20 protein-coding genes, 7 tRNA genes and 2 pseudogenes are annotated in these 21171 nt (G+C 72.3%); 17 read left to right on the plus strand and 12 right to left on the minus strand.

Annotated features, from left to right (window positions below; genetic code table 11):
• Positions 1-584: phosphotransferase (locus tag ABZV94_RS15955; RefSeq protein ID WP_356340859.1), on the plus strand; the 584-nt coding region annotated here is incomplete at its 5' end.
• A gap of 80 nt (positions 585-664) precedes the next feature.
• Positions 665-958, plus strand: coding sequence for a zf-TFIIB domain-containing protein (locus tag ABZV94_RS15960; protein ID WP_356340861.1), 294 nt, complete (start codon positions 665-667; stop codon positions 956-958).
• Between the two features lie 65 nt (positions 959-1023).
• Here the strand turns inward: ABZV94_RS15960 and ABZV94_RS15965 are convergent.
• From ABZV94_RS15965 to ABZV94_RS15985, 5 genes are all read right to left on the minus strand, one after another.
• A tRNA-Val gene (locus ABZV94_RS15965) sits at positions 1024-1095 on the minus strand.
• Positions 1096-1124: 29 nt separating this feature from the next.
• Positions 1125-1196, minus strand: a tRNA-Val gene (locus ABZV94_RS15970).
• Between the two features lie 40 nt (positions 1197-1236).
• A tRNA-Val gene (locus tag ABZV94_RS15975) sits at positions 1237-1308 on the minus strand.
• Position 1309: 1 nt separating this feature from the next.
• Positions 1310-1383: transfer RNA gene (locus ABZV94_RS15980), tRNA-Cys, on the minus strand.
• A gap of 38 nt (positions 1384-1421) precedes the next feature.
• Positions 1422-1494 (minus strand) — tRNA-Gly (locus ABZV94_RS15985).
• Positions 1495-1672: 178 nt separating this feature from the next.
• Between ABZV94_RS15985 and ABZV94_RS15990 the strand changes: the two genes are divergently transcribed.
• From ABZV94_RS15990 to ABZV94_RS16000, 3 genes are read left to right on the plus strand one after another with little or no spacing between them, the layout of a single operon-like run.
• Positions 1673-2728, plus strand: a complete 1056-nt coding sequence (locus ABZV94_RS15990; protein ID WP_356340862.1) for a chorismate-binding protein — start codon at positions 1673-1675, stop codon at positions 2726-2728.
• Entirely contained in the window at positions 2725-3546 is an 822-nt protein-coding gene (locus ABZV94_RS15995; RefSeq protein ID WP_356340864.1) for an aminodeoxychorismate lyase, read from the plus strand. Before ABZV94_RS15990 ends, ABZV94_RS15995 begins: the two co-directional genes overlap by 4 nt.
• Positions 3547-3596: 50 nt before the next feature.
• Positions 3597-4421: a GNAT family N-acetyltransferase gene (locus ABZV94_RS16000; protein WP_356340866.1), complete on the plus strand. Its 825-nt coding sequence runs from the start codon at positions 3597-3599 to the stop codon at positions 4419-4421.
• Positions 4422-4534: 113 nt separating this feature from the next.
• On the opposite strand, the gene ABZV94_RS16005 is transcribed toward ABZV94_RS16000, so the two are convergent.
• The gene (locus ABZV94_RS16005; protein ID WP_356340867.1) at positions 4535-5059 is read right to left on the minus strand and encodes a DsbA family protein; all 525 of its coding nucleotides are present in this window, start codon (positions 5057-5059) and stop codon (positions 4535-4537) included.
• A gap of 234 nt (positions 5060-5293) precedes the next feature.
• Between ABZV94_RS16005 and ABZV94_RS16010 the strand changes: the two genes are divergently transcribed.
• A complete protein-coding gene (locus ABZV94_RS16010; protein WP_356340869.1) occupies positions 5294-5746 on the plus strand; it encodes a hypothetical protein in 453 nt (150 codons plus the stop codon).
• A 104-nt stretch (positions 5747-5850) separates the two neighbouring features.
• Entirely contained in the window at positions 5851-6054 is a 204-nt protein-coding gene (locus tag ABZV94_RS16015; RefSeq protein ID WP_356340925.1) for a hypothetical protein, read from the plus strand.
• Between the two features lie 98 nt (positions 6055-6152).
• On the opposite strand, the gene ABZV94_RS16020 is transcribed toward ABZV94_RS16015, so the two are convergent.
• Positions 6153-6713 (minus strand): CGNR zinc finger domain-containing protein, encoded by a 561-nt coding sequence (locus tag ABZV94_RS16020; RefSeq protein ID WP_356340870.1) that lies wholly within the window; start codon positions 6711-6713, stop codon positions 6153-6155.
• Positions 6714-7032: 319 nt separating this feature from the next.
• On the minus strand, positions 7033-7446 hold the full coding sequence (locus ABZV94_RS16025) for an SsgA family sporulation/cell division regulator (RefSeq protein ID WP_004002642.1): 414 nt from the start codon (positions 7444-7446) through the stop codon (positions 7033-7035).
• Between the two features lie 191 nt (positions 7447-7637).
• On the opposite strand from ABZV94_RS16025, the gene ABZV94_RS16030 reads away from it, so the two are divergent.
• The 6 genes and pseudogenes from ABZV94_RS16030 to ABZV94_RS16055 all read left to right on the plus strand — a co-directional run bounded on the left by ABZV94_RS16030 (position 7638) and on the right by ABZV94_RS16055 (position 10652).
• A complete protein-coding gene (locus ABZV94_RS16030; RefSeq protein WP_356340872.1) occupies positions 7638-8114 on the plus strand; it encodes a TIGR02611 family protein in 477 nt (158 codons plus the stop codon).
• Between the two features lie 84 nt (positions 8115-8198).
• A tRNA-Val gene (locus tag ABZV94_RS16035) sits at positions 8199-8270 on the plus strand.
• A 362-nt stretch (positions 8271-8632) separates the two neighbouring features.
• Positions 8633-9338: pseudogene (locus tag ABZV94_RS16040) on the plus strand (alpha/beta hydrolase); the annotation flags it as partial.
• Between the two features lie 143 nt (positions 9339-9481).
• Positions 9482-9864: pseudogene (locus ABZV94_RS16045) on the plus strand (extracellular solute-binding protein); the annotation flags it as partial.
• A gap of 230 nt (positions 9865-10094) precedes the next feature.
• Positions 10095-10541: an SRPBCC family protein gene (locus ABZV94_RS16050; protein WP_356340873.1), complete on the plus strand. Its 447-nt coding sequence runs from the start codon at positions 10095-10097 to the stop codon at positions 10539-10541.
• A 39-nt stretch (positions 10542-10580) separates the two neighbouring features.
• Positions 10581-10652 (plus strand) — tRNA-Val (locus ABZV94_RS16055).
• Between the two features lie 55 nt (positions 10653-10707).
• Here the strand turns inward: ABZV94_RS16055 and ABZV94_RS16060 are convergent.
• Complete coding sequence (locus tag ABZV94_RS16060; protein ID WP_356340874.1) at positions 10708-11433, minus strand: 3'-5' exonuclease; 726 nt, start codon at positions 11431-11433, stop codon at positions 10708-10710.
• A gap of 168 nt (positions 11434-11601) precedes the next feature.
• Here ABZV94_RS16060 and ABZV94_RS16065 point away from each other — a divergent pair, with 168 nt between their 5' ends.
• The 3 genes from ABZV94_RS16065 to thrS all read left to right on the plus strand — a co-directional run bounded on the left by ABZV94_RS16065 (position 11602) and on the right by thrS (position 15472).
• Positions 11602-12168, plus strand: coding sequence for a DUF4365 domain-containing protein (locus ABZV94_RS16065; RefSeq protein ID WP_356340876.1), 567 nt, complete (start codon positions 11602-11604; stop codon positions 12166-12168).
• Complete coding sequence (locus ABZV94_RS16070; protein ID WP_356340877.1) at positions 12165-13382, plus strand: hypothetical protein; 1218 nt, start codon at positions 12165-12167, stop codon at positions 13380-13382. Before ABZV94_RS16065 ends, ABZV94_RS16070 begins: the two co-directional genes overlap by 4 nt.
• Positions 13383-13495: 113 nt before the next feature.
• Complete coding sequence (gene thrS / locus ABZV94_RS16075; RefSeq protein WP_356340878.1) at positions 13496-15472, plus strand: threonine--tRNA ligase; 1977 nt, start codon at positions 13496-13498, stop codon at positions 15470-15472.
• A gap of 35 nt (positions 15473-15507) precedes the next feature.
• Here thrS and ABZV94_RS16080 read toward each other — a convergent pair whose 3' ends face one another.
• Positions 15508-16182: an ion channel gene (locus tag ABZV94_RS16080; protein ID WP_356340880.1), complete on the minus strand. Its 675-nt coding sequence runs from the start codon at positions 16180-16182 to the stop codon at positions 15508-15510.
• Between the two features lie 67 nt (positions 16183-16249).
• On the opposite strand from ABZV94_RS16080, the gene ABZV94_RS16085 reads away from it, so the two are divergent.
• Complete coding sequence (locus tag ABZV94_RS16085; RefSeq protein ID WP_356340881.1) at positions 16250-16813, plus strand: HIT domain-containing protein; 564 nt, start codon at positions 16250-16252, stop codon at positions 16811-16813.
• Positions 16814-16942: 129 nt separating this feature from the next.
• On the opposite strand, the gene ABZV94_RS16090 is transcribed toward ABZV94_RS16085, so the two are convergent.
• Together ABZV94_RS16090 and ABZV94_RS16095 are read right to left on the minus strand one after the other, a co-directional pair.
• The gene (locus tag ABZV94_RS16090; protein ID WP_356340883.1) at positions 16943-18589 is read right to left on the minus strand and encodes a hypothetical protein; all 1647 of its coding nucleotides are present in this window, start codon (positions 18587-18589) and stop codon (positions 16943-16945) included.
• A gap of 210 nt (positions 18590-18799) precedes the next feature.
• On the minus strand, positions 18800-21001 hold the full coding sequence (locus ABZV94_RS16095) for an elongation factor G-like protein EF-G2 (RefSeq protein ID WP_356340885.1): 2202 nt from the start codon (positions 20999-21001) through the stop codon (positions 18800-18802).
• Between the last annotated feature and the right edge of the window lie 170 nt (positions 21002-21171).

The following is a 21171-nucleotide window of genomic DNA, read 5'->3' on the forward strand; positions in this document are numbered from 1 at the left end:
CGATGCGGGGCCCCGCCAAAGCCGCCCGCGCGCTCGGCCGCCTCCGCGCGGCCCTGCGCGCCGCACCCGGCGCCGCCCACCCGGGCGCCCGTCCCGTCCTGGACGCCTGGGCCGCCCTGCCCGCCTGGGCCCGCGCGGAGGCGGCGATGCCCGGCCCGCCGGCCCTCTGCCACGGCGACCTGCACCTCGGCCAGCTCGTCCGGCACCCGGCGCCGGACGGCCCGTGGAAGCTGATCGACGTGGACGACCTCGGTGCCGGCGTCCCGGCCTGGGACCTCGCCCGCCCCGCCGCCTGGTACGCCTGCGGACTCCTCCCGCCCGACGAGTGGACCCGCTTCCTGACCGCCTACCGCGGGGCCGGCGGCCCGGCCGTGCCCGCGGACGGCGACCCCTGGACCGTCCTGGACGTCCCGGCCCGCGCGCTCACCGTGCAGACGGCCGCCCTGGCGGTCACCAAGGCGCTGGCCGCGGACCGCCCGCTGGACGAGGTGGAACAGGCCGTGGTGGACGCCTGCGCGCGCATGCCGTCCGTCCCCGCCGGTCTGCCGCGTCCCCCTCGGTCCGCGCACGGATTCCCGGGCTAGGCTGCAACCGCCCGGGGCCGGACGGAGTCTGTCCAGGGGAAACACGAAGCAGGACCGACCGGCGAGGAGTTGAGCCGACCATGCAGTGTCCGAAGTGCCATGCGCCGATGCACACCTACAACCGCAACGGCGTCCAGATCGAGCAGTGCAGCGGCTGCCGCGGCATCTTCCTCGACTACGGCGAGCTGGAGGCGCTGACCCGTCTGGAGTCCCAGTGGTCGCAGCCGGCCCCGCCGCCCCCGCCCGCCGCCCCGCAGGCCTACCCGGCCCCGTCCGCGCCCGCCTGGGGCGCCCCGCACGGCGGCCACGGCGGTCACGGTCACTACGGCCACCACCGCCACAAGAGCTTCGGCCACATGCTCTTCTCCAGCTGACCTCCGGCCGGGCACACGCAGAAGCCCCCCGGCCGTTCGAGACGGCCGGGGGGCTTCTTGCTGTGTGGACGATACTGGGATTGAACCAGTGACCTCTTCCGTGTCAGGGAAGCGCTCTCCCGCTGAGCTAATCGTCCGCGGACCGTGACCCATGAGTCACAGGCAGTGCGCGATACTGGGATTGAACCAGTGACCTCTTCCGTGTCAGGGAAGCGCTCTCCCGCTGAGCTAATCGCGCGGGTGGGATCTTCGAGAAGACCCAGGATCCGAAGATCCAGTGGACGATACTGGGATTGAACCAGTGACCTCTTCCGTGTCAGGGAAGCGCTCTCCCGCTGAGCTAATCGTCCTTGGAGGTGGAGACGGGATTTGAACCCGTGTAGACGGCTTTGCAGGCCGTTGCCTCGCCTCTCGGCCACTCCACCAGGAGTGTAAGGGGATCGGGACGACCCCTTCTCCTTCGAGCGGACGACGAGGCTCGAACTCGCGACCTCAACCTTGGCAAGGTTGCGCTCTACCAACTGAGCTACGTCCGCTTGTCGTTTCGTTCCGCTTCCGCGTCCCGGCGACGTGTTGAACTCTAGCGGATTCCCGGGCCAGTACAAAAACGCGTTTGCGCAGCGTGCTGCGGTGCACCCGGCCGACCCCGTGGTCAGGGCCCCCGCCGGGACATCCCGGAGCCACCTTGCGGACACCCGCCCTAGACTCGACCACGTGTTCCACCACCCCTCCGGCCTCCCCCCGCTGGCCCGCTTCGGCGACCGCGTGGCCACGGGCCTCCTCGACGTCACCAGCGATCCGGCCGCCCTGGACTCCACCGGCTTCTGGGCCGTCTGCGCCGACTTCGAGGGCCGCCTGACCTGCGCGCGCTTCGCGGACGTACACGAGGAGCCGGTGCCCGCGCCGGTGCCCGGCGGATGGCGGGGACCACGGCCGGGGGACTGGGCCTCCTCCCTGGACCGCGCCGCGTACACGGCGGCCGTCCACCGCATCCGTGAGCACATCGCGGCCGGCGAGGTCTACCAGGCCAATCTCTGCCGGGTGCTCAGCGCGCCGGTCGGCCCCGGCGCCGACGTGGACGCCCTGACCGCGCTGCTGGCGCGCGGCAACCCGGCGCCGTACGCGGGAACGATCCGGCTGCCGGAGCACGGTGTGGAGATCGCCACCGCCTCGCCCGAACTGTTCCTGCGCCGGGACGGCCGCACCGTCGAGTCGGGACCGATCAAGGGCACCGGGCGCACCGAGGCGGACCTCCTGGAGAAGGACTACGCCGAGAACGTGATGATCGTGGACCTGGTCCGCAACGACATCGGCCGGGTCTGCGCGACCGGCAGCGTGACCGTCCCCGACCTGTGCGCCGTCGAGAAGCACCCGGGGCTCGTCCACCTCGTCTCCACCGTCCGCGGCGAGCTGCGGGCGGACGCCGGCTGGCCGGAGCTGCTGGCCGCGGCCTTCCCGCCCGGCTCGGTCACCGGCGCCCCCAAGCCGAGCGCCCTGACGATCATCGAGGCGCTGGAGACGGCACCGCGCGGCCCGTACTGCGGCGGCATCGGCTGGGTCGACGCCGACCGGGGCACCGCCGAGCTGGCCGTGGGCATCCGCACCTTCTGGATCGACCGCGCCGCCGGCGCCCTGCGCTTCGGCACCGGAGCCGGCATCACCTGGGGGTCCGACCCGGAGGGGGAGTGGCGGGAGACCGAGCTGAAGGCGTCCCGGCTGCTCGCGGTAGCGTCGGGGACCTACGACGAGAGCGAGGGGGCGTTCCTGTGAGGATCTGGCTGGACGGCGAGCTGCGGGACCTGGAAACCGCCAGGATCTCCGTCCTCGACCACGGGCTGACCGTCGGCGACGGCGTGTTCGAGACCGTCAAGGCGGTCCATGGCGCACCGTTCGCGCTGACCCGGCACCTGGACCGGCTGACCCGCTCGGCCCGCAGCCTCGGCCTGCCCGACCCGGACCACGACGAGGTGCGCCGCGCCTGTACGGCCGTCCTGGAGGCGAATCCGGTACCGCTGGGCCGGCTGCGGATCACCTACACCGGCGGTCACGGCCCGCTCGGCTCCGACCGCGGCGACCAGGGCCCGACCCTCGTGGTCGCCGTCGGTGAGACCAGCCGCCGCCCGGACTCCACGGCGGCGATCACCGTCCCGTGGACCCGCAACGAACGCGGCGCCCTCGCCGGCGTGAAGAGCACCTCGTACGCCGAGAACGTCGTCGCGCTGGCCCGCGCCCATCGGCACGGCGCCTCCGAGGCACTGTTCGGCAACACGGTCGGACAGCTCTGCGAGGGCACCGGGTCCAACGTCTTCGTCGTCCTGGACGGCGAGATCCACACCCCGCCGGTCACCTCCGGCTGCCTGTCCGGCATCACCCGGGCCCTCGTCGTCGAGTGGGCCGGCGCCAAGGAGACCGACCTGCCGCTGGACGTCCTCCAGAGCGCCGACGAGGTCTTCCTGACCTCCACCCTGCGCGACGTACAGGCCCTGCACCGGATCGACGACCGCGAACTGCCCGGCACCGGAGGCCCGGTGACCGCCGAGGCCATGCGGATCTTCGACGAGCAGGCCGGGCGGGACCTGGACCCCTGAGCCGGAAAACGGGCTGACGCCGGGTGGTCGTCGTGGGTAGAACACCTGTGATGACCACGACCCTGCGGCCGGCCGAGCCGCTCCAGCAGCATCCCGACGGATCCCGTTCCCGGCGCTACGCGGTGTGCGTGAACAGCCGTCCCGTCGGCGAGGTCCACCTCGGCACCTCACCGTCCCTGGGCGCCTCGGTGGCCCGCGTCGTCGACCTGCGGATCGCCGAGCCCGACCGGCGGCGCGGCCGGGGCACCGTGGCCGCGCTCGCCGCGGAGGAGGTGGCCCGGGGCTGGGGCTGCGTGCAGATGGAGGCGGTGGTGCCCGCCCCGGCGGACGCCGCCCTGCGCCTGTTCGGCGCGCTCGGCTACACGGTGCGCAACCGCGGGATGGAGAAACGCCTCGGCGCCACCCCGCCCGCGCTGCCGCCCGGGAGCCACGCCCGCCCCATGAGCGAGGCGGAGTTCGCGGCCTGGCAGGAGGCGGAGAGCGAGCGGTACGCGCGCGGGTGGATCGCGCGGGGCGTCCCCGAGGCCGCGGCAAGGGCCAAGGCACGCGACGACCACGCGCGGTTGCTGCCGCACGGACTCGCGACCGAGGGCGTCCTCTTCAGCGTGCTGGAGCACGAGGGCGTCCCGGTGGGCACCCTCTGGCTGGCCCTGGAGGACGCCAAGGCGTTCGTGTTCGACGTGGAGACCGGCGCCGCCCACCGCGGCCGAGGACACGGCCGTACGCTCATGCTGCTGGCGGAACGCCAGGCGATCGAGGCCGGCCGGACGGTCCTCGGGCTGAACGTGTTCGCGGGCAACACCCCGGGCGAGCGCCTGTACGCGTCACTCGGCTACGAGACGGTGACCCATTCCCTGAGCAAGCCCCTGCTGTAGGACCGCGCCCGCCCGAGTCGGTGCCGTGGAGCGACGGCGCCCGCCTCCGAACCCCGGGCCCGAGCCCCCTCGGAGCCCCTCGGAAACGGTCCCGGACCCGCGCCCGGTCCCGGTCAGGCCCCCCGCTCGGCCAGGAGCCGGTCCGCGATCTCCTCGATGCGCTCGCGCAGGCCCTCCTGGCTCTTGCCGCCGTCGAGGCGCTCGCCGTCGATGACGTACGTCGGGGTGCCCGTCACGCCGATCGCCTTCCCCTCGGCCTGGTCGGCGTCGACGGCCAGGATGTGCCGGCCGTCGATCAACGCGGTGTCGAACTCCTCCGCGTCCAGGCCGAGTTCCCGGGCCACCTCGACCAGGAAGGGTTCTCCCTGACGGTCCAGCTCCGCCACCCGCTCCAGCACGGCCTCCACGTACGGCCAGCCCCTGCCCTGCTCCAGCGCCTCCTCCGCGGCCTGGGCGGCGGCGAAGGCGTGCTTGTGCTTCTCCAGCGGGAAGTGCCGCAGCCGCAGCTCCAGCCGGTCGCCGTAGCGGGCGCGCAGGGCGCGGACGTCGTCCAGGGCGGTGCGGCAGTCGGGGCACTGCAGTTCGCACCAGACGTCGACGACGAGGGGTTCGGTGCGCGCGGGGGAGGAGTCGCTCATGCCCACCAGTCTTCCAGGCCGGGCCCGGGCGACCCAATCGGGACCCGGGCCCGCCCGTGGGGGCCGGGACCGGCGCCGTGGGCTCCGACCTGGCCGGCACCCCTGGCTCTGACCTGGACCGGCACTCCAGTAGGAGGAGACCCGGAGATGTCCCTGATGTCTGCCCGGGGCATGGCATCACGGGGACCGGGCGGTGCACGATGGAAGCGACGAACGAGCCCGCCAGGAGGACGGATGATTGCCGAGACAGTCTGCTCCGCCGTGTCCGCGGCGGGCCTGGGTATCGCGGTGGTCACGGCCTACCGCAAGCGTTTCCTGGCGGCGGCACGCCTCGCGGCCTACTCGCTGGTGCCGGTCGGCCTGGTCATGACCGGGGTCGTCGGCTGGCTCGCCGACACCGCCCTGAGCCCCACCGCCTGGGCGGGCTTCGGCGTGCTGGGCGCGGCCTGGCTCCTCTTCGCCGGCACGCGCGCTGTGGAGCGACGGCGCGGAGGTGCGGGGCGCGGGGCGGCCGGGCGGGCCGAGCGGGACGCCGTGGCGCCCGCGGCCTCGGCGCCGTCCCTCGGCCAGGCGCCCCGGTCCACCTCACGTCCCACCGCCGGGCCCCGGACAGGCGCAGCCCGGGCCGCCGACTCGGCCGAGGACTTCAGCGACATCGAGGCCATCCTCAAGAAGCACGGCATATGACAGTCACATGACTCGCTGAAACGACACAGTGGGTCCCCGGACGTCCGGAATCGTTCACGAGCCGAACGAGACCTCGCGGCATTCGGCGAACTCCCGCAAGATCCGTGAGCGTTGATCGCGGACGGCCCGCCGGGTGCGCCATCATCGGCCTCGAGATGCTGGACACGCAACAGAGCGAGGCCGCGCCGCCGAAGGACGAGCCGCGCGGATGCCTCTTCGCCCTTTCCCAGCCACCGCTGATGATCTTCCTTGCGGTGATCGGGTGTCTGCTGCTCACGGCTGCGCTGCACGACCTGCTGCTGCTGTGAGCCGTACACGTCCGTCCCGGCGCCACCCGCCGGGACCGACGTCGCACCGGGACGGGCGGAGGACACCCCGGACCGCCGCTTCCCCCGGCCGCCTTCCCTCAGCCCGTCGCCTCCTTGCGCCGGGCCCGGTAGGCGGCGACGTGCAGCCGGTTGCCGCAGGTGCGGCTGTCGCAGTAGCGGCGCGAACGGTTGCGGGACAGGTCCACGAAGGCGCGCCGGCAGTCCGGTGCCTCGCAGCGCCGCAGCCGTTCCTGCTCGCCGGCCACGACGAAGAAGGCGAGCGCCATCCCGCAGTCCGCGGCCAGGTGGTCGGCCACGGAGGCTCCGGGGGCGAAGTAGTGCACATGCCAGTCATAGCCGTCGTGGTCGGTCAGACGGGGCGTGGTGCCCGCCGCGGCGACCAGTTCGTTGATCATCATGGCGGCGGACCGGGCGTCCGGAGCCGCGAAGATCGCCGCGAAGCGCGCCCGCACCCTGCGCACCGCGGAGAGGTCGAACTCCGACAGGAGGCCGACATCGCTCATCTTGTGGCTTCGTACGAAATCCGAAAGAGCCGGGACATCGGGCAGTCCGTCCGCCGCCGCGTCGTCCTCCGGCGCGGTGTTCACCAGATCCACCACGGTGTCGAGGGCGCACCGGGTGTCGTGGGTGATCAGCACGTTTCGCTCCCTGGCCTGGGGGGTCGGGCGGACGCCCGCCGATGCTGGCCGATGGTAGCGACAACCGCGCCCACCGCACCCGTATGTGCCCGACCTCTCGCCTGCTGGTAGAACGCCGTCGGCCCACCGGTGGTTCCCGGGGCCGCCCCGTCCGGACGGTGCGCAGTCGGACGCACACGGAGGGCAGCCGGACGCGCACAGCCGCGCGCCGCCTCCGTGACGCTCACGGTGACGGCGCCGGCCTGTGCCGTATGCGGTTGTCTTGGCCCGAGCCGTCTCCCCGAGTGGACGGCGCCGGGCTGCTTGTAGGGGCCGCGACCTAGCTCTCCGCCAGGATGTGCGAGAGCTCCTGATCCAGGTCGAAGTGCCGGTGTTCCGTGCCGGGCGGCACGGCGGCGTCGGTTCGCTTCAGGAAGGACTCCAGGGCCCGCGCCGGGGCCTCGAGCAGCGCCTCCCCCTCCGGGGAGCTGAGGGCGATGCACACGACGCCCTGACCATGACTGCGGGATGGCCAGACGCGGACGTCGCCGGTGCCGGTGGGCCGGTGAAGCCCCTCGGCGAGGAGGTCGCGGGCGAACACCCACTCGACGGTCTCCTCGGCTCCGGTGTGGAAGGTGGCGTGCACGGCGTAGGGGTCGGCCGTGTCGTACCGCAGGCCTGCGGGGACAGGCAGGGAGGACTCGCTCGACACAACGAGGCGCAGGTGCAGCTCGCAGCTGACCGTGGTGTTCATAAGCGCCAGGGCCTTTCGCTCAGTGTGCGCTCGGGGATTCGCACGTCGGCGAAATCGACATGCCACCTACGGTGCCGTTGTAAACCCCTCTGAGAGTTTTGCGTGGGTTTACGTAACTCTTACGGCCGAGAACTCGTACCAGACCTACGACCATTCCGGTGACCGGATTCACTCGGGTAGGGTTTGTCTGTATGAATACGGGGAGTGACGAGCCGGGCGAGGTCGCCGTGGCAGCGGACAAGGCGGGGACGGACCGGCCCGGGGCCGGGCAGGGGTCCGGGCACGAGGCCGAGCGCGGGCTCGGCTCCCGGGCCCCGGAATTCGTCAAGGCCCGTCGGCTCCTGCACCTGAGCTGGCAGGTCGGGGTCTTCGTCGTCGGGCTCGCGGTGGTCGGCGCGGGGATCGTCATGCTGCCGCTGCCCGGACCCGGCTGGGTCGTGATCTTCGGGGGCATGGCCATCTGGGCGACCGAGTTCGTCTGGGCCCAGCTCGTGCTCCGCTGGACCAAACGCAAGGTCACCGAGGCGGCCCACCGGGCCCTCGACCCCAAGGTGCGCCGCCGCAACATCACCCTGACCGTGATCGGGCTGGTGATCATCGGCGTGCTCGCCGGGATCTACCTGTGGAAGTTCGGCCTCGTCATGCCCTGGAAGATCAAGGACCAGTGACGCGGGCTGCCAGGCGGGCGGCGTCCGCCGGGCCGCCCCGGTCGGAAGCACCCGCTGACATGGGGTAATGTTCTTCCTGCGCCCGGGCGATTAGCTCAGTGGGAGAGCGCTTCGTTCACACCGAAGAGGTCACTGGTTCGAACCCAGTATCGCCCACCCGGACCGACGGCCCATCTGCGACCAGCAGGTGGGCCGTCGGCGTGTGCACGCCCCGCCGGTGGTGGGCGGCCCGGGGCTCCCGCAGCCTCGCGTTCCGCCGAGCGGACAACAGCCCTCCCGTTCCCTGCCGGCGTTTTGCCGAACCGGCAACAACCCTCGTGCCTGCCGGCCCGCTCACCGGACCATCGTGACGCGGGCCCCGACCGGCAGCGCGAGGTGCGAGCCGCTCCCGGGACCGCCTGAAGGCCCGCTCGGCAGTCCCACGCCGGCCCGGGGCCGGCCCCTGGGAGCCGTCGCCCAGGCATCGCCGACCGGCACTTCCGCCACCGACGCGCCGACCCCCACCCACCTCCTGCCACGGCCCCCTCGTGCTGCTCCTGCACGGCTTCCCGGAGTCCTGGTACGCCTGGCGTCACCAGTTGCCGGTGCTCGCCGCCGCGGGTTACCGGGCGGTGGCGATCGACGTGCGCGGTTACGGCCGCTCGTCCAAGCCGGCGTCCATGGACGCGTACCGGATGCTGGACCTGGTCGCGGACAACGTCGCCGTGGTGGAGGCCCTGGGTGAGGGGTCCGCGGTTCCGGGCCGTGGGGCTGCTGAGCGTGCCGTACGCCCCGCCGGGTGGCCCGCGGCCCAGCGAGGTCTTCGCGGCGATGGCGGGGGGCCGGGGAGGAGTTCTACGTCTCGTACTTCCAGCGGCCGGGCCGCGCGGAGGCCGAGATCGAGCCCGATGTGCGCGGGTGGCTCGCGGGTTTCTACGCGGCCCTGTCCGCGGACGCCATGCCCGCGCAGGACGCCCCCGACCGTTTCCCGGCCGGCGTACTGCCGTCCTGGCTGGGGGAGCGGGACCTGGACGTCTGCGCCGGGGAGTTCTAGCGGACCGGGAGGACCGGAGCCCTGAACAGGTACCGCACCATGGACCGCGACTGGGCCGACCTGACCGGTCACGCGGGCGCCCCCCTCACGCAGCCGTCGCTGTTCATCGGGGGCGAGCGGGACGCCTCCCTCGCTGGCTGGCCGGCGCCCTGAAGGCCTTTCCCGAGGCCCTGCCGGGACTGCTCGGAAGCCCCGACGAGACCAACCTTGATCCTGCTCGGCTGGCTCGCGTCCCTGCCGGCGCGATCGGTGCTTGCCTCGCCGGCCCCAGTCCCCCTCACCAGTGACGCTGCGGGGAGGGCCCGGCTGTGGGAACCAGGAAATACAGGCGTAGATCCTGAAGACGGCCGGGGCGTCGGCGGCCACGCCGGGGCTCGGCGCGGCGACCGGGTGCGGGGGCGACAGCGGCTCGGGGGGGGGGTGACGATCCGTTACTTCTGGTGGGGTGCCGAGGAGCGGGCCGAAAAGATCAACCAGAGCGTCGCGCTCTGCGAGCGGAAGTATCCGAAGATCAAGGTCAAGACGGACTTCCGGACGTGCCAGTCCTTCTGGGAGAAGTTCCAGACGCGGGCCGTCGGCGGAAATCCACTGGACGTTTTCCAAGACGCCGTCACATTCCTCAGGAAGTACGACAAGAGAGGAATTCTCCTCGATCTGACGTCTCAGGTGCGGGCCGGAAATCTGAGCCCGGGTCACTTCCGCGAGGGCGTCACGAAGGTCGGCGTTCCCGTCGGCTCCGAGTCCTCCCCGACGACACCGCCCTGTACGGCCTCGCCGCCATCGAGAACCTGGCCCTGCTCGGCGACAGGATGCCGGCCTGACCGGGAGTGGGGGAGCGCCGCTGCACGGGCGGCGGCGCTCGCGCCCCCAGGGTGACGCCGGCCACGGCCGGGGCGCATGAGTACCCGTACTCAGATCTCCGCACGTCTTCGCGCCACACTCGACCCATGGACTGGAACCACTACCGCTTCCGCAGCGTGTGGCCCCTGCCCGTCCCGCCGGCCACCGTGTACGCGGCACTGGAGCGGGCCGAGGACTACCCCCGCTGGTGGCCGCAGGTGCGGGCGGTGACCCGGCGGGACGACGGCACCGGCGTGATCACCATCCGGTCCGCGCTGCCGTACGCCCTCAGGCCCACCGTGCGCGAGACCCGCCGGGACCCGGCCGCCGGCGTCCTGGAGGTCACCCTGTCCGGCGACATCGACGGCTGGGCCCGCTGGACCGTCACCCCCGGCGGGCCCGGCACGCTCGCCCGGTACGACCAGGAGGTCCGCGTCCGCAAGCCCCTGCTCAGGCGGCTCGCCGTACCGGGACGGCCGCTCTTCCGCCTCAATCACCGGCTGATGATGCGGGCCGGACGGCGGGGACTGCTGCGCCACCTGGAAGCGGTTTGAAGGAACCCCGCCCGGACCTGTATTGTTCAGTGCGTTCCCGGGCGATTAGCTCAGTGGGAGAGCGCTTCGTTCACACCGAAGAGGTCACTGGTTCGAACCCAGTATCGCCCACCGGGAAAGGCCGGTCCGCCGTCGCGGACCGGCCTTCTTCATGCCACCGGGCCCCTCACGCCGCCGCCGGCAGCTCCGGCCTGAGCGGCCACTCCGTGCTGACGACCTCGTCCGAGCCGCTGCGCGCGAACCACGCCTGCAAGCCGCGTGCCTGCGCCGCGTGCCAGTTCGCCTGCAGCGTGTGCAGGTCGGCGGGGGACAGCCGCTCCAGCCGGGCCGCGAACCGGCGGCCCAGCGCCCGTACGACCTCCATCGCGGCCAGCGCGTCCGCCGCCGCGTCGTGCGCGTCCTGCAAGGTCACGGCGTAGTGCGCGCACAGGTCCGTCAGCGTGCGCCGGCCCTTACGGTAGCGGTCCAGATGCTTGTCCAGCACCCGCGGGTCCAGCACCCTGAGCGGCACCGACTCGAACCAGCGGTCCAGCGACGACGCCCGGTGCCGGCGCAACTCCCGGTCCAGCAGCGTCAGATCGAACGGCGCGTTCATCACCACCAGCGGCCGGCCCAGCGCGGCGTGCTCGGCCAGCTGCTCGGCTATCTCGTACATCACCGGAGCCGGCCAGCGACCGTTGCGCTGGAGGTGCTCCTCCGTCAGCCCGTGCACCGCCGTCGCCGCCTCCGGCACCGGCACACCCGGGTTCACCAGCCACCGGGTGACCCGGGGCCGGGTCCCCGGCGCGTCCTGGACGACGACGGCGGCCGACACGATCCGGTCGGTCTCGACGTCCACGCCCGTCGTCTCCGTGTCGAAAGCGGCCAGCGGCCCCTCGTACCAGGTCGTCATCCCAACCCAACTCCTCGCTCACCGACGGCAGGTGACGTTCCGTCTTCTGCCCGTTTGGTGATACCCGGGCCGTTTGCGCCGTACGCCGGGAGGACACAACAGCAGTACGGGTCTTTGCAGTTCAGCGGCCCACAACGGGGAAACCCCTGCCTTGGAAGGCTGTTGGTCATGGCCATAGCGCAGCCCGAGCGGGGCGGGCTGCTGCCCGAACGCCCGGGTCACCTCCGCGGCTCGCTCGCCACCACGGCCTGCATGGAGACACTGCAGGTCGGTTATCTGCACGCGGTCGCCGCCGCGGCCGGCTGTTCGCTGTCCCAGCCCTTTCCGGACAACGGCATCGACTGGCACGTCAGCCACAGCGCGCCCGGACACACCGTCGACGACGAGGTCACGATCAAGGTGCAGCTGAAGGCCACCTACCAGATCCCGCCCAACCCCCCGGGGCGCTCCTTCTCCTTCACCCTCGACAACGACCACCTGCGCAAGCTCGCCCGCACCCCCGTCTCGGTGCACAAGATCCTGGTCGTCATGCTCGTGCCGCGCTCCCAGGACGACTGGCTGCGCGCCGGCCACGACCGCCTCGACCTCAGGCACTGCTGCTACTGGATCAACCTCGCCGGCCACCCCGTCACCGGCCGGAACCGGACCACCGTGCGGATACCGACCTCGCGCATCTTCGACGACCGGGCGCTCTGCGAGATCATGACGCGGGTCGGGACGGGAGGCAGACCATGAGGAACCGTCCCTACGACGAGCCGGTACGGCAGGTCCGGGCGCACCCCGACGACCTCCCCGGGCACCGGCCGCCCCGGCCCGCCGACGTCGACCCCGCGGTACTCGGCGCCCTGCTGCACCGGCACGGCTGGCAGCGGCGCGGCGGAGCACCCGGCCGGTACGGCCGCTGGACCCCGCCCGGCCCGGGCGGCGGCGGAACCAGCCTGCTCGTTCCCGAGAGCCGCGCCTTCCCCGACAGTGAGGACCTGCTCGGCGAGGCCCTCGACGCCCTCGCCCGCAGCCACACCCCCTCCGCGCGCGAGGTCCTGATCTCCCTCGCCGTGCCCAGCGACGAGATCCGCTGGTGGCGCGACACCCCCGGCGGACCCGCCGGCGCCGCCCAGTGGACGGCCGACGACCACCTGCGCGCAGCCGCGCGGCAGACGCTGCTCGCCGCCGCGCTCGCCACGCGCGCGCGTGCCGGCTACTACGGGGCCCGCCACCGCCGCTCCGCCGCCGCCCTCCTGGACGACGTCCTCGTCGGCCCCGCCACCGAGGCCGGCACCCTCACCGCCTTCGTCCCCGTGCCCACCGGCCGGGCCCTCGCCGTCCGCCTCCACCAGGCCCTCCACGCCGCCCGCGAGGCCGTCGACTACCAGCGGGCCACCGGCGGCATGGACGCCTTCGACGGCGCCGTCGAGGCCGGCGTCAGCCGGGAGCTCACCGAGGCGCTCGCCACGCTCGTCCGCGGCACCGAGGGCGCCCGCGTCGCCGTCGCCTGGGCGCCCGGAGCCGGCGTCCCGGAAGGCTGCGCCCCCTCCGCCGAACCCGTCGAGTTCTCACCCGGCGACCTGCCCGCGCTCCGCGAGGCCGCCGCCCGCTACCTCCGCGCCGAACCCTCCGTCCCGGTCAGCGTCACCGGCGCCGTCGTCCGCATGCGCCGCTCCGGGCCCGGCGGCGAGGGCACCGTACGCCTGCGCGTCCTCGCCGGCGCCGACGTCCCGCACATCCGCGTCACCCTGGACGAGGAGGACTACCGCATCGCCGGCCACGCCCACCTCGTCGGCCTCCCCGTCCGCGTGCACGGCCGGCTGGAGCGCAGGGGCGGTTTCCGCAGGCTCACCGGCGCCTCCGGGGTCGTCCCCGTGCAGGTGGACGAGGCCGAGCGGGACCGGCTGCTGAAGTCCCTCCAGGAGAACCTCGACTTCTTCGAGGAGGCGTGCGGGGAAGAGTGAGCGCGGGGCGACCGAGGGTGACCGTTTCGCGGTCGGCGCCGTCGGGTCGGTACGATCGCCTGTGCGCGCGCTCCTGGTATGGCGCCGCACCCACCTTCAGTCAGGAGAGACCGGTGTCAGACGTCCGTGTGATCATCCAACGCGATTCCGAGCGGGAAGAACGCGTGGTGACGACGGGCACTACGGCCGCCGACCTCTTCGCGGGCGAGCGCTCGATCATCGCCGCGCGCGTGGGCGGCGAGCTGAAGGACCTCGCGTACGAACTGTCCGACGGTGACGAGGTCGAGGGCGTCGAGATCTCCTCCGAGGACGGCCTGAACATCCTGCGCCACTCCACCGCGCACGTCATGGCGCAGGCCGTGCAGGAGCTCTTCCCCGAGGCCAAGCTGGGCATCGGCCCGCCCGTCAAGGACGGCTTCTACTACGACTTCGACGTCGAGAAGCCGTTCACGCCCGAGGATCTCAAGGCCATCGAGAAGAAGATGCAGGAGATCCAGAAGCGCGGGCAGCGCTTCTCCCGCCGTGTCGTCACCGACGAGGCCGCCCGCGAGGAGCTGGCGGACGAGCCGTACAAGCTGGAGCTGATCGGTCTCAAGGGCGCGGCCTCCCACGACGACGGCGCGGACGTCGAGGTCGGCGCCGGTGAGCTGACGATCTACGACAACCTGGACGCCAAGACCGGGGAGCTGTGCTGGAAGGACCTCTGCCGGGGTCCGCACCTGCCCTCCACCCGCCTCATCCCCGCGTTCAAGCTGATGCGCAACGCGGCCGCCTACTGGCGCGGCAGCGAGAAGAACCCCATGCTCCAGCGCATCTACGGCACCGCCTGGCCGTCCAAGGACGAGCTGAAGGCGTACCTGGACTTCCTCGCCGAGGCCGAGAAGCGCGACCACCGCAAGCTCGGCACCGAGCTGGACCTGTTCTCCATCCCGGAGCAGATCGGCTCCGGCCTCGCCGTCTTCCATCCCAAGGGGGGCATCGTCCGCCGGGTCATGGAGGACTACTCGCGGCGCCGCCACGAGGAAGAGGGCTACGAGTTCGTCTACACCCCGCACGCGACGAAGGGGAAGCTCTTCGAGACGTCCGGGCACCTGGACTGGTACGCCGAGGGCATGTACCCGCCCATGCAGCTCGACGAGGGCGTGGACTACTACCTCAAGCCCATGAACTGCCCGATGCACAACCTGATCTTCGACGCGCGCGGCCGGTCCTACCGCGAACTGCCGCTGCGCCTCTTCGAGTTCGGGACCGTGTACCGGTACGAGAAGTCGGGCGTCGTGCACGGCCTGACCCGCGCGCGGGGCTTCACCCAGGACGACGCGCACATCTACTGCACCCGCGAGCAGATGTCCGAGGAACTGGACAAGACGCTCACCTTCGTCCTCGGCCTGCTGCGCGACTACGGCCTGACCGACTTCTACCTGGAGCTGTCCACCAAGGACCCGGAGAAGTTCGTCGGTTCGGACGAGGTCTGGGAGGAGGCGACCGAGACCCTGCGCCAGGTCGCCGAGAAGCAGGGGCTGCCCCTCGTCCCCGACCCGGGCGGTGCCGCCTTCTACGGCCCCAAGATCTCCGTCCAGGCCAAGGACGCCATCGGCCGGACCTGGCAGATGTCGACCATCCAGCTCGACTTCAACCTGCCCGAGCGGTTCAACCTGGAGTACACGGGCCCGGACGGCTCCAAGCAGCGCCCGGTCATGATCCACCGCGCGCTGTTCGGCTCCATCGAGCGCTTCTTCGCCGTCCTGCTGGAGCACTACGCGGGTGCGTTCCCGGCGTGGCTGGCGCCGGTCCAGGCGCTGGGCATCCCGATCGGCGACGCGCACGTGGAGTACCTGCAGAAGTTCGCGGCCGCCGCCAAGAAGCGGGGCCTGCGCGTCGAGGTGGACTCCTCCTCGGACCGCATGCAGAAGAAGATCCGCAACGCCCAGAAGCAGAAGGTGCCCTTCATGGTCATCGCGGGCGACGAGGACATGTCGAACGGCTCGGTGTCCTTCCGCTACCGCGACGGCTCGCAGGAGAACGGCATCCCGTTCGACGAGGCCATCGCGAAGATCGCCAAGGTGGTCGAGGAGCGGACCCAGGTCTGAACCGCCTGACCGCCTGAACCGCCAGGCCCCCGGGATCACGGTCCCGGGGGCCTTCGCGCGTCCTCGTCGCCCTCCTGGGAGAACCGCTGGAGCAGCAGCGACGAGAACGACCCCGTCACCGCTCCCAGCAGGGCGAGGCCGCAGGCCATGAGGGCGACGGCGATGGTGCGGCCCCAGGGGGTGACCGGGGTCACGTCGCCGTAGCCGACGGTCGCCAGGGTGGAGCAGGTCCACCACACCGAGTCGCCGAACGTGCGGATCGTGGCGTGCGGAGCCCCTCGTTCCTGCTGGTACACGGCGAGCGATCCGGAGAAGCCCAGCAGCAGCGCGGACACGCCGGCGTAGAGCACCACCCGCGCGTGCAGCGTGAGGCGGGCGCCGCCCCGTCTGCGCCGGACCACGTCGTACAGCCGCACGATGCGCAGCGGCCACAGCAACGGCAGCAGCATGACCACCGTGTCCAGCCAGTGGCGGGTCACGAAGCCGAGTCCGCGGCCGCTCAACCGCCAGTGCACCGCGTAGTCGACGACGAACACCGCCCAGGCGGCCCCGATGACCGCCCGCAGGACGTCGTGCCCGGTCGGGGACAGGCCCCGCGCCAGGACGTGCGCCGCGTAACCGGCGAGGTAGAGCAGCGACGCGATGCCGAGAGGCAGCACGGCGCGCCCCTCCCAGCGTTCCCAGCGACGCGTGCGGCTGTCGTCGTCCACCGGCCAAGCTTGGCCGGAGACCGTCCACCGGCCGCCCCGGCGACACGCCGGGAAGGGGTGAAGCCATATGCTGCCTAGCATGACGAGTGAGCCGGAGCAGCAGATCGGAGTGGGGACGCAGGACGCGTTCCAGCGCCTGTGGACGCCCCACCGGATGGCCTACATCCAGGGCGAGAACAAGCCGACCGGCCCCGGGGCCGGCGACGGCTGCCCCTTCTGCTCGATCCCGGCCAAGTCGGACGAGGACGGGCTGATCGTCCGGCGCGGCGAGCATGTGTACGCCGTCCTCAACCTGTACCCGTACAACGGCGGCCACCTGATGACGGTGCCGTACCGGCACGTGGCCGACTACACGGATCTGACCGCGCCGGAGACGGCCGAGCTGGCGGAGCTGACGAAGCAGGCGATGACCGCTCTGCGGACCGCGTCCGGCGCGCAGGGCTTCAACATCGGCATGAACCAGGGCGGGGTCGCGGGTGCCGGCATCGCCGCGCACCTGCACCAGCACATCGTCCCGCGTTGGGGCGGCGACACGAACTTCATGCCGGTCGTGGGCCACACCCGGGTGCTGCCGCAGCTGCTGGCGGACACCCGGAAGATGCTGGCGGAGGCATGGCCGACGGCGGCGTGAGGAGCCCGTCCGGCGGCTGAGGAAGGAGCCCGTCCGGCGGGCGAGGAGGAGACCGTTCGCCGTTCACGGCCGGTGCGGTGCCCGGGGCCGCAGCCCCCACGCACCCGCACCGGCCGCACCGCCGGGGGCCTACGCGTCGTAGACGTCGGCCTTCTTCGGCATCGGGTCCTGGACGTTGCCGCTGAGGAAGGCCGAGCGGGCGCCGAACTTCTCCGTGTTCACGCCGTTCTCCTCCAGCAGCTTGATCGCGGCCGAGTGGACCACGCGCAGCACCGGCGTGGCCGCGCGCAGCGCGTCGTCGGCCATGAAGCGGTGGCGCCACGGCTGGTCGGCCCAGGCGTGCCGCAGGCCGAACGGCTCGGGCAGGCCGAGGGAGCCGCCGAGCCAGTTCAGCAGCGGCGGGTACCAGGTCAGCGGGGCGCGCACGGCGAGCCGTACGACCTCGTCGGTGGTGACCAGCGGCAGCTTGACCGTGCGGTTCTCCCAGGGCTTGAAGGACTTGGCGACCTCCTTGGTCGGCGCCTCCGGCTTGCTGGTGAACAGCGGGTTCACCGGCCCCAGCGCGTGCCCGGTGACCTCGATGCGCAGGGTCTCGTGCAGCACGGTGACGGTGATCAGCATGGTGATCACCAGCTGCCCGTCCCACAGGGTCCACTGCACGCCCAGGTAGTGCCGGTCGCCGCTGCCGAACTGCTGCTTGTTGCAGATGTCCTGTATGGCGTGCGGCTTGACCTGGAAGGCCTCGACGTCGGTGCCCTCGGGCCGGGACACCGCCGTGGCCTTCTCGCCGATCGGGGTGACGATCCAGTGCCGTATCGACGGCTTGGGGAAGCCGCCGGTGTTCAGCGGGCCGCGCTCCAGGAGGGCCAGCTGGTCGTGGATCGCGCGTATGACGTCCCAGCTGCGGAAGGGGTGGATCTCCCGGCCGGGGTCGGCGGGCACGAGGTCCTCGGCGAGCTGCCAGGCGCCCCAGCGGGTGCCCATGCCGAGTATGCCCTTGGGGCCGGCGTAGAAGACCGAGTTGGACTGCTGCTCGGCGCTCAGCCGGGCCAGTGACTGGCGCAGCTCCTCCGCGGCGGTCTGGCCGGGGCCGCGCGGCACGGCCTCCGGGACCTTGGCGCCGACGCTGGTGCCGGACAGCAGGCCGTCCCAGCGGGCCCGCAGGTCCTTGGCGGTGCGCTCGCAGATCTGTTTGGCCCAGAGCCAGCCGAGCACGGGGACGACGACGGCCGCGCGGGCGTACCACGCCCAGAAGCCGGAGAACGGCATCTTGATCAGGAACAGCGCGGCCAGCACGCCGACGCCCAGCAGGAGCGCGGTGGCCAGGGCCCCGGCCCGCTTGTCGTCGCGCCTGGCGACGAGGGTGCGCAGCTGGAAGACGAGCAGCCAGCCGATCATCCCGGGCAGGAAGAGCAGGCCGCAGACGACGGTGATGGCGGTCAGGCGGTTGTCGCGCTCCCGGCGGATGTTGTTGGCGGCCAGGGCGTGCTCGACGACGAACTGCGGTTCGGAGCCGAAGGACTGGATGAGCGGCTTGCGGCCGGGGGCGAGCATCCGGTCGACGAGGGCCCGGGAGAACGCCTCACCGAGATTGGGCCGGAACAGCTTGATGCGGCCGGGCTTCACGGTCGACTGGTGCCACTCGTTGTCGGCCTTCTTGATCTCCTCGATCGGGCTGTCCCGGTACGCCGCGGAGGCCAGCGCGGAGGTCGCCGCCTGCCCCTCGTCGCCCGAGACGGGTACCTGGGGCCCGTCCCACTCCGTTCCAAACGACATTCCCGCCCCCATCGCCGCCGGTGCCGTTCCTGCGGCCTTCCCGACTTCCCTGCTCCGCACACCTGTTGAACAGGTCGCCGTGCCGACACCGGTCGGCTGCCGGTCGGTTGCGGCACGGCGACATCAGGTGATCAGCGTATCCGCCGGCACCGACAGCGCGGGGGCGGACGGCCGAAGCCGCCCGCCCGTGCGCCGTGGTGCGCCGGCGTACTACGCCTCGTCCCCGGCCTGTTCGCGGACGCGTTCGGCGATCTGCGGAGGCATCGGCTCGTGCCGGGCGTAGCTCCGGTCGAAGCGGGCGGTGCCGTGCGAGAGCGAGCGCAGGTCGACGGCGTACCGCCCGATCTCGAACTCGGGTACCTCCGCGCGGATCAGCGTCCGTCCCGTGCCCACCTGTTCGGTGCCGAGCAGCCGGCCGCGACGGCTGGACAGGTCGCTCATCACGGCCCCCACGTACTCGTCGCCGACCAGGACGGTCACCTCGGCGACCGGCTCCAGCAGATGGATCCTCGCGTCCGCCGCGGCCTCGCGCAGCGCGAGCGCGCCCGCCGTCTGGAAGGCGGCGTCGGAGGAGTCCACCGAGTGGGCCTTGCCGTCCACCAGCGTGACGCGCACGTCGACCAGGGGGTAGCCCGCGGCGACGCCCTTGGCGGCCTGGGCGCGCACGCCCTTCTCGACGGACGGGATGAACTGGCGCGGCACCGCGCCGCCGACCACCTTGTCCACGAACTCGATGCCCGAGCCGCCCGGCAGCGGTTCGACCTCGATCTCGCAGATGGCGTACTGGCCGTGGCCGCCGGACTGTTTGACGTGCCGGCCGCGCCCGGTGGCCCGGGTCGCGAACGTCTCCCGGAGGGAGACCTTGTGCGGGACCACGTCGACCTGCACGCCGTAGCGGCTGCGCAGCCGTTCCAGGGCGACGTCGGCGTGGGCCTCGCCCAGGCACCACAGGACGACCTGGTGGGTGTCCTGGTTCTGCTCCAGGCGCATGGTCGGGTCCTCGGCGACCAGCCGGGCCAGGCCCTGGGAGAGCTTGTCCTCGTCGGCCTTGCTGTGCGCGTGGATGGCGAGCGGCAGCAGCGGGTCGGGCATCTGCCAGGGCTCCATCAGGAGCGGGTCGTCCTTGGCGGAGAGGGTGTCGCCGGTCTCGGCGCGGCCGAGCTTGGCCACGCAGACCAGGTCGCCGGCGACGGCGTGGGTGACCGGGCGCTGCTGCTTGCCGAAGGGCATGGACAGCGCGCCGACCTTCTCGTCCACGTCGTGGTCCTCGTGGCCGCGGTCGGCGAGGCCGTGCCCGGAGACGTGCACCGTCTGGTCCGGGCGCAGGGTGCCGGAGAAGACGCGGACCAGCGAGAGCCGGCCGACGTACGGGTCGGAGGAGGTCTTGACGACCTCGGCGACCAGCGGGCCGTCCGTGTCGCACGGCTTGAGCTCGCGCGGCTCGCCGTCGATGGTGGCCACCCCGGGCAGCGGATGCTCGAACGGGGTCGGGAAGCCGCGCGTGACCAGCTCCAGCAGCTCGACGGTGCCGAGGCCCTGCCTGGCGCCCTCGGCGGCGGGGGCGGCGGCCAGCACGGGGAAGAACGAACCGCGTGCCACGGCCCGCTCCAGGTCCTCGATCAGCGTCTTGACCTCGACCTGTTCGCCGCCCAGATAGCGGTCCATGAGGGTCTCGTCCTCGCTCTCCGCGATGATCCCCTCGATGAGCCGGTTGCGGGCCTCCTCGATGTCCGGCAGCTGGTCCTCGCCGGGCTCGGACTCCTTGCGCTCCCCGGTCGAGTAGTCGAACAGCTTCTGCGACAGCAGTCCGACGAGCCCGGTCACGGGCGCGTGCCCGTCAGGGCCCTCGGGGCCGCGCAGCGGCAGGTACAGGGGCAGGACGGCGTCGGGGTCGTCACCGCCGAAGGCCTCGGCGCAGATCCGGGTCATCTCCTCGAAGTCCGCGCGGGCGGCCTCCAGGTGCGTGATCACGATCGCGCGGGGCATGCCGACCGCCGCGCACTCCTCCCACACCATCCTGGTCGAGCCGTCCACGCCGTCGGAGGCCGAGACGACGAAGAGGGCCGCGTCCGCGGCCCGCAGACCGGCCCTCAGCTCACCGACGAAGTCGGCGTAGCCCGGGGTGTCCAGGAGGTTGATCTTGATGCCGTCCCATTCGACCGGCACCAGGGAGAGCTGTACCGAGCGCTGCTGCCGGTGCTCGATGTCGTCGTAGTCGGAGACGGTGCCGCCGTCCTCGACGCGCCCCGCCCGGTTCACCGCCCCCGCGGTCAGCGCGAGGGCCTCCACGAGGCTCGTCTTTCCCGAGCCGGAGTGGCCGACCAGCACCACGTTCCGGACGGACGCGGGTCGGTCGGCCGCCAGAGCCCTGCCGGCGGCTCCGGGGTGGTGTGTCTGTGCCTTGTCGCCCATGATCCTGCCTCCCGTGCACGGTGAGGTCACTGTGGGCGCGGACACGCGGGATCCGCGTGTGCGGCGGCTCCGGCGACGCCCGCGGTTATTCGAGCTTTCCACTCCCGTCACGTCGCGTCCATACGAAGGACCGCGAAGGACCGCGAAGGGCGCGAAGGGTGCGCAGGGTG

This window comes from Streptomyces sp. NPDC004658, from assembly GCF_040609555.1.
Classification (GTDB): Bacteria; Actinomycetota; Actinomycetes; order Streptomycetales; family Streptomycetaceae; genus Streptomyces.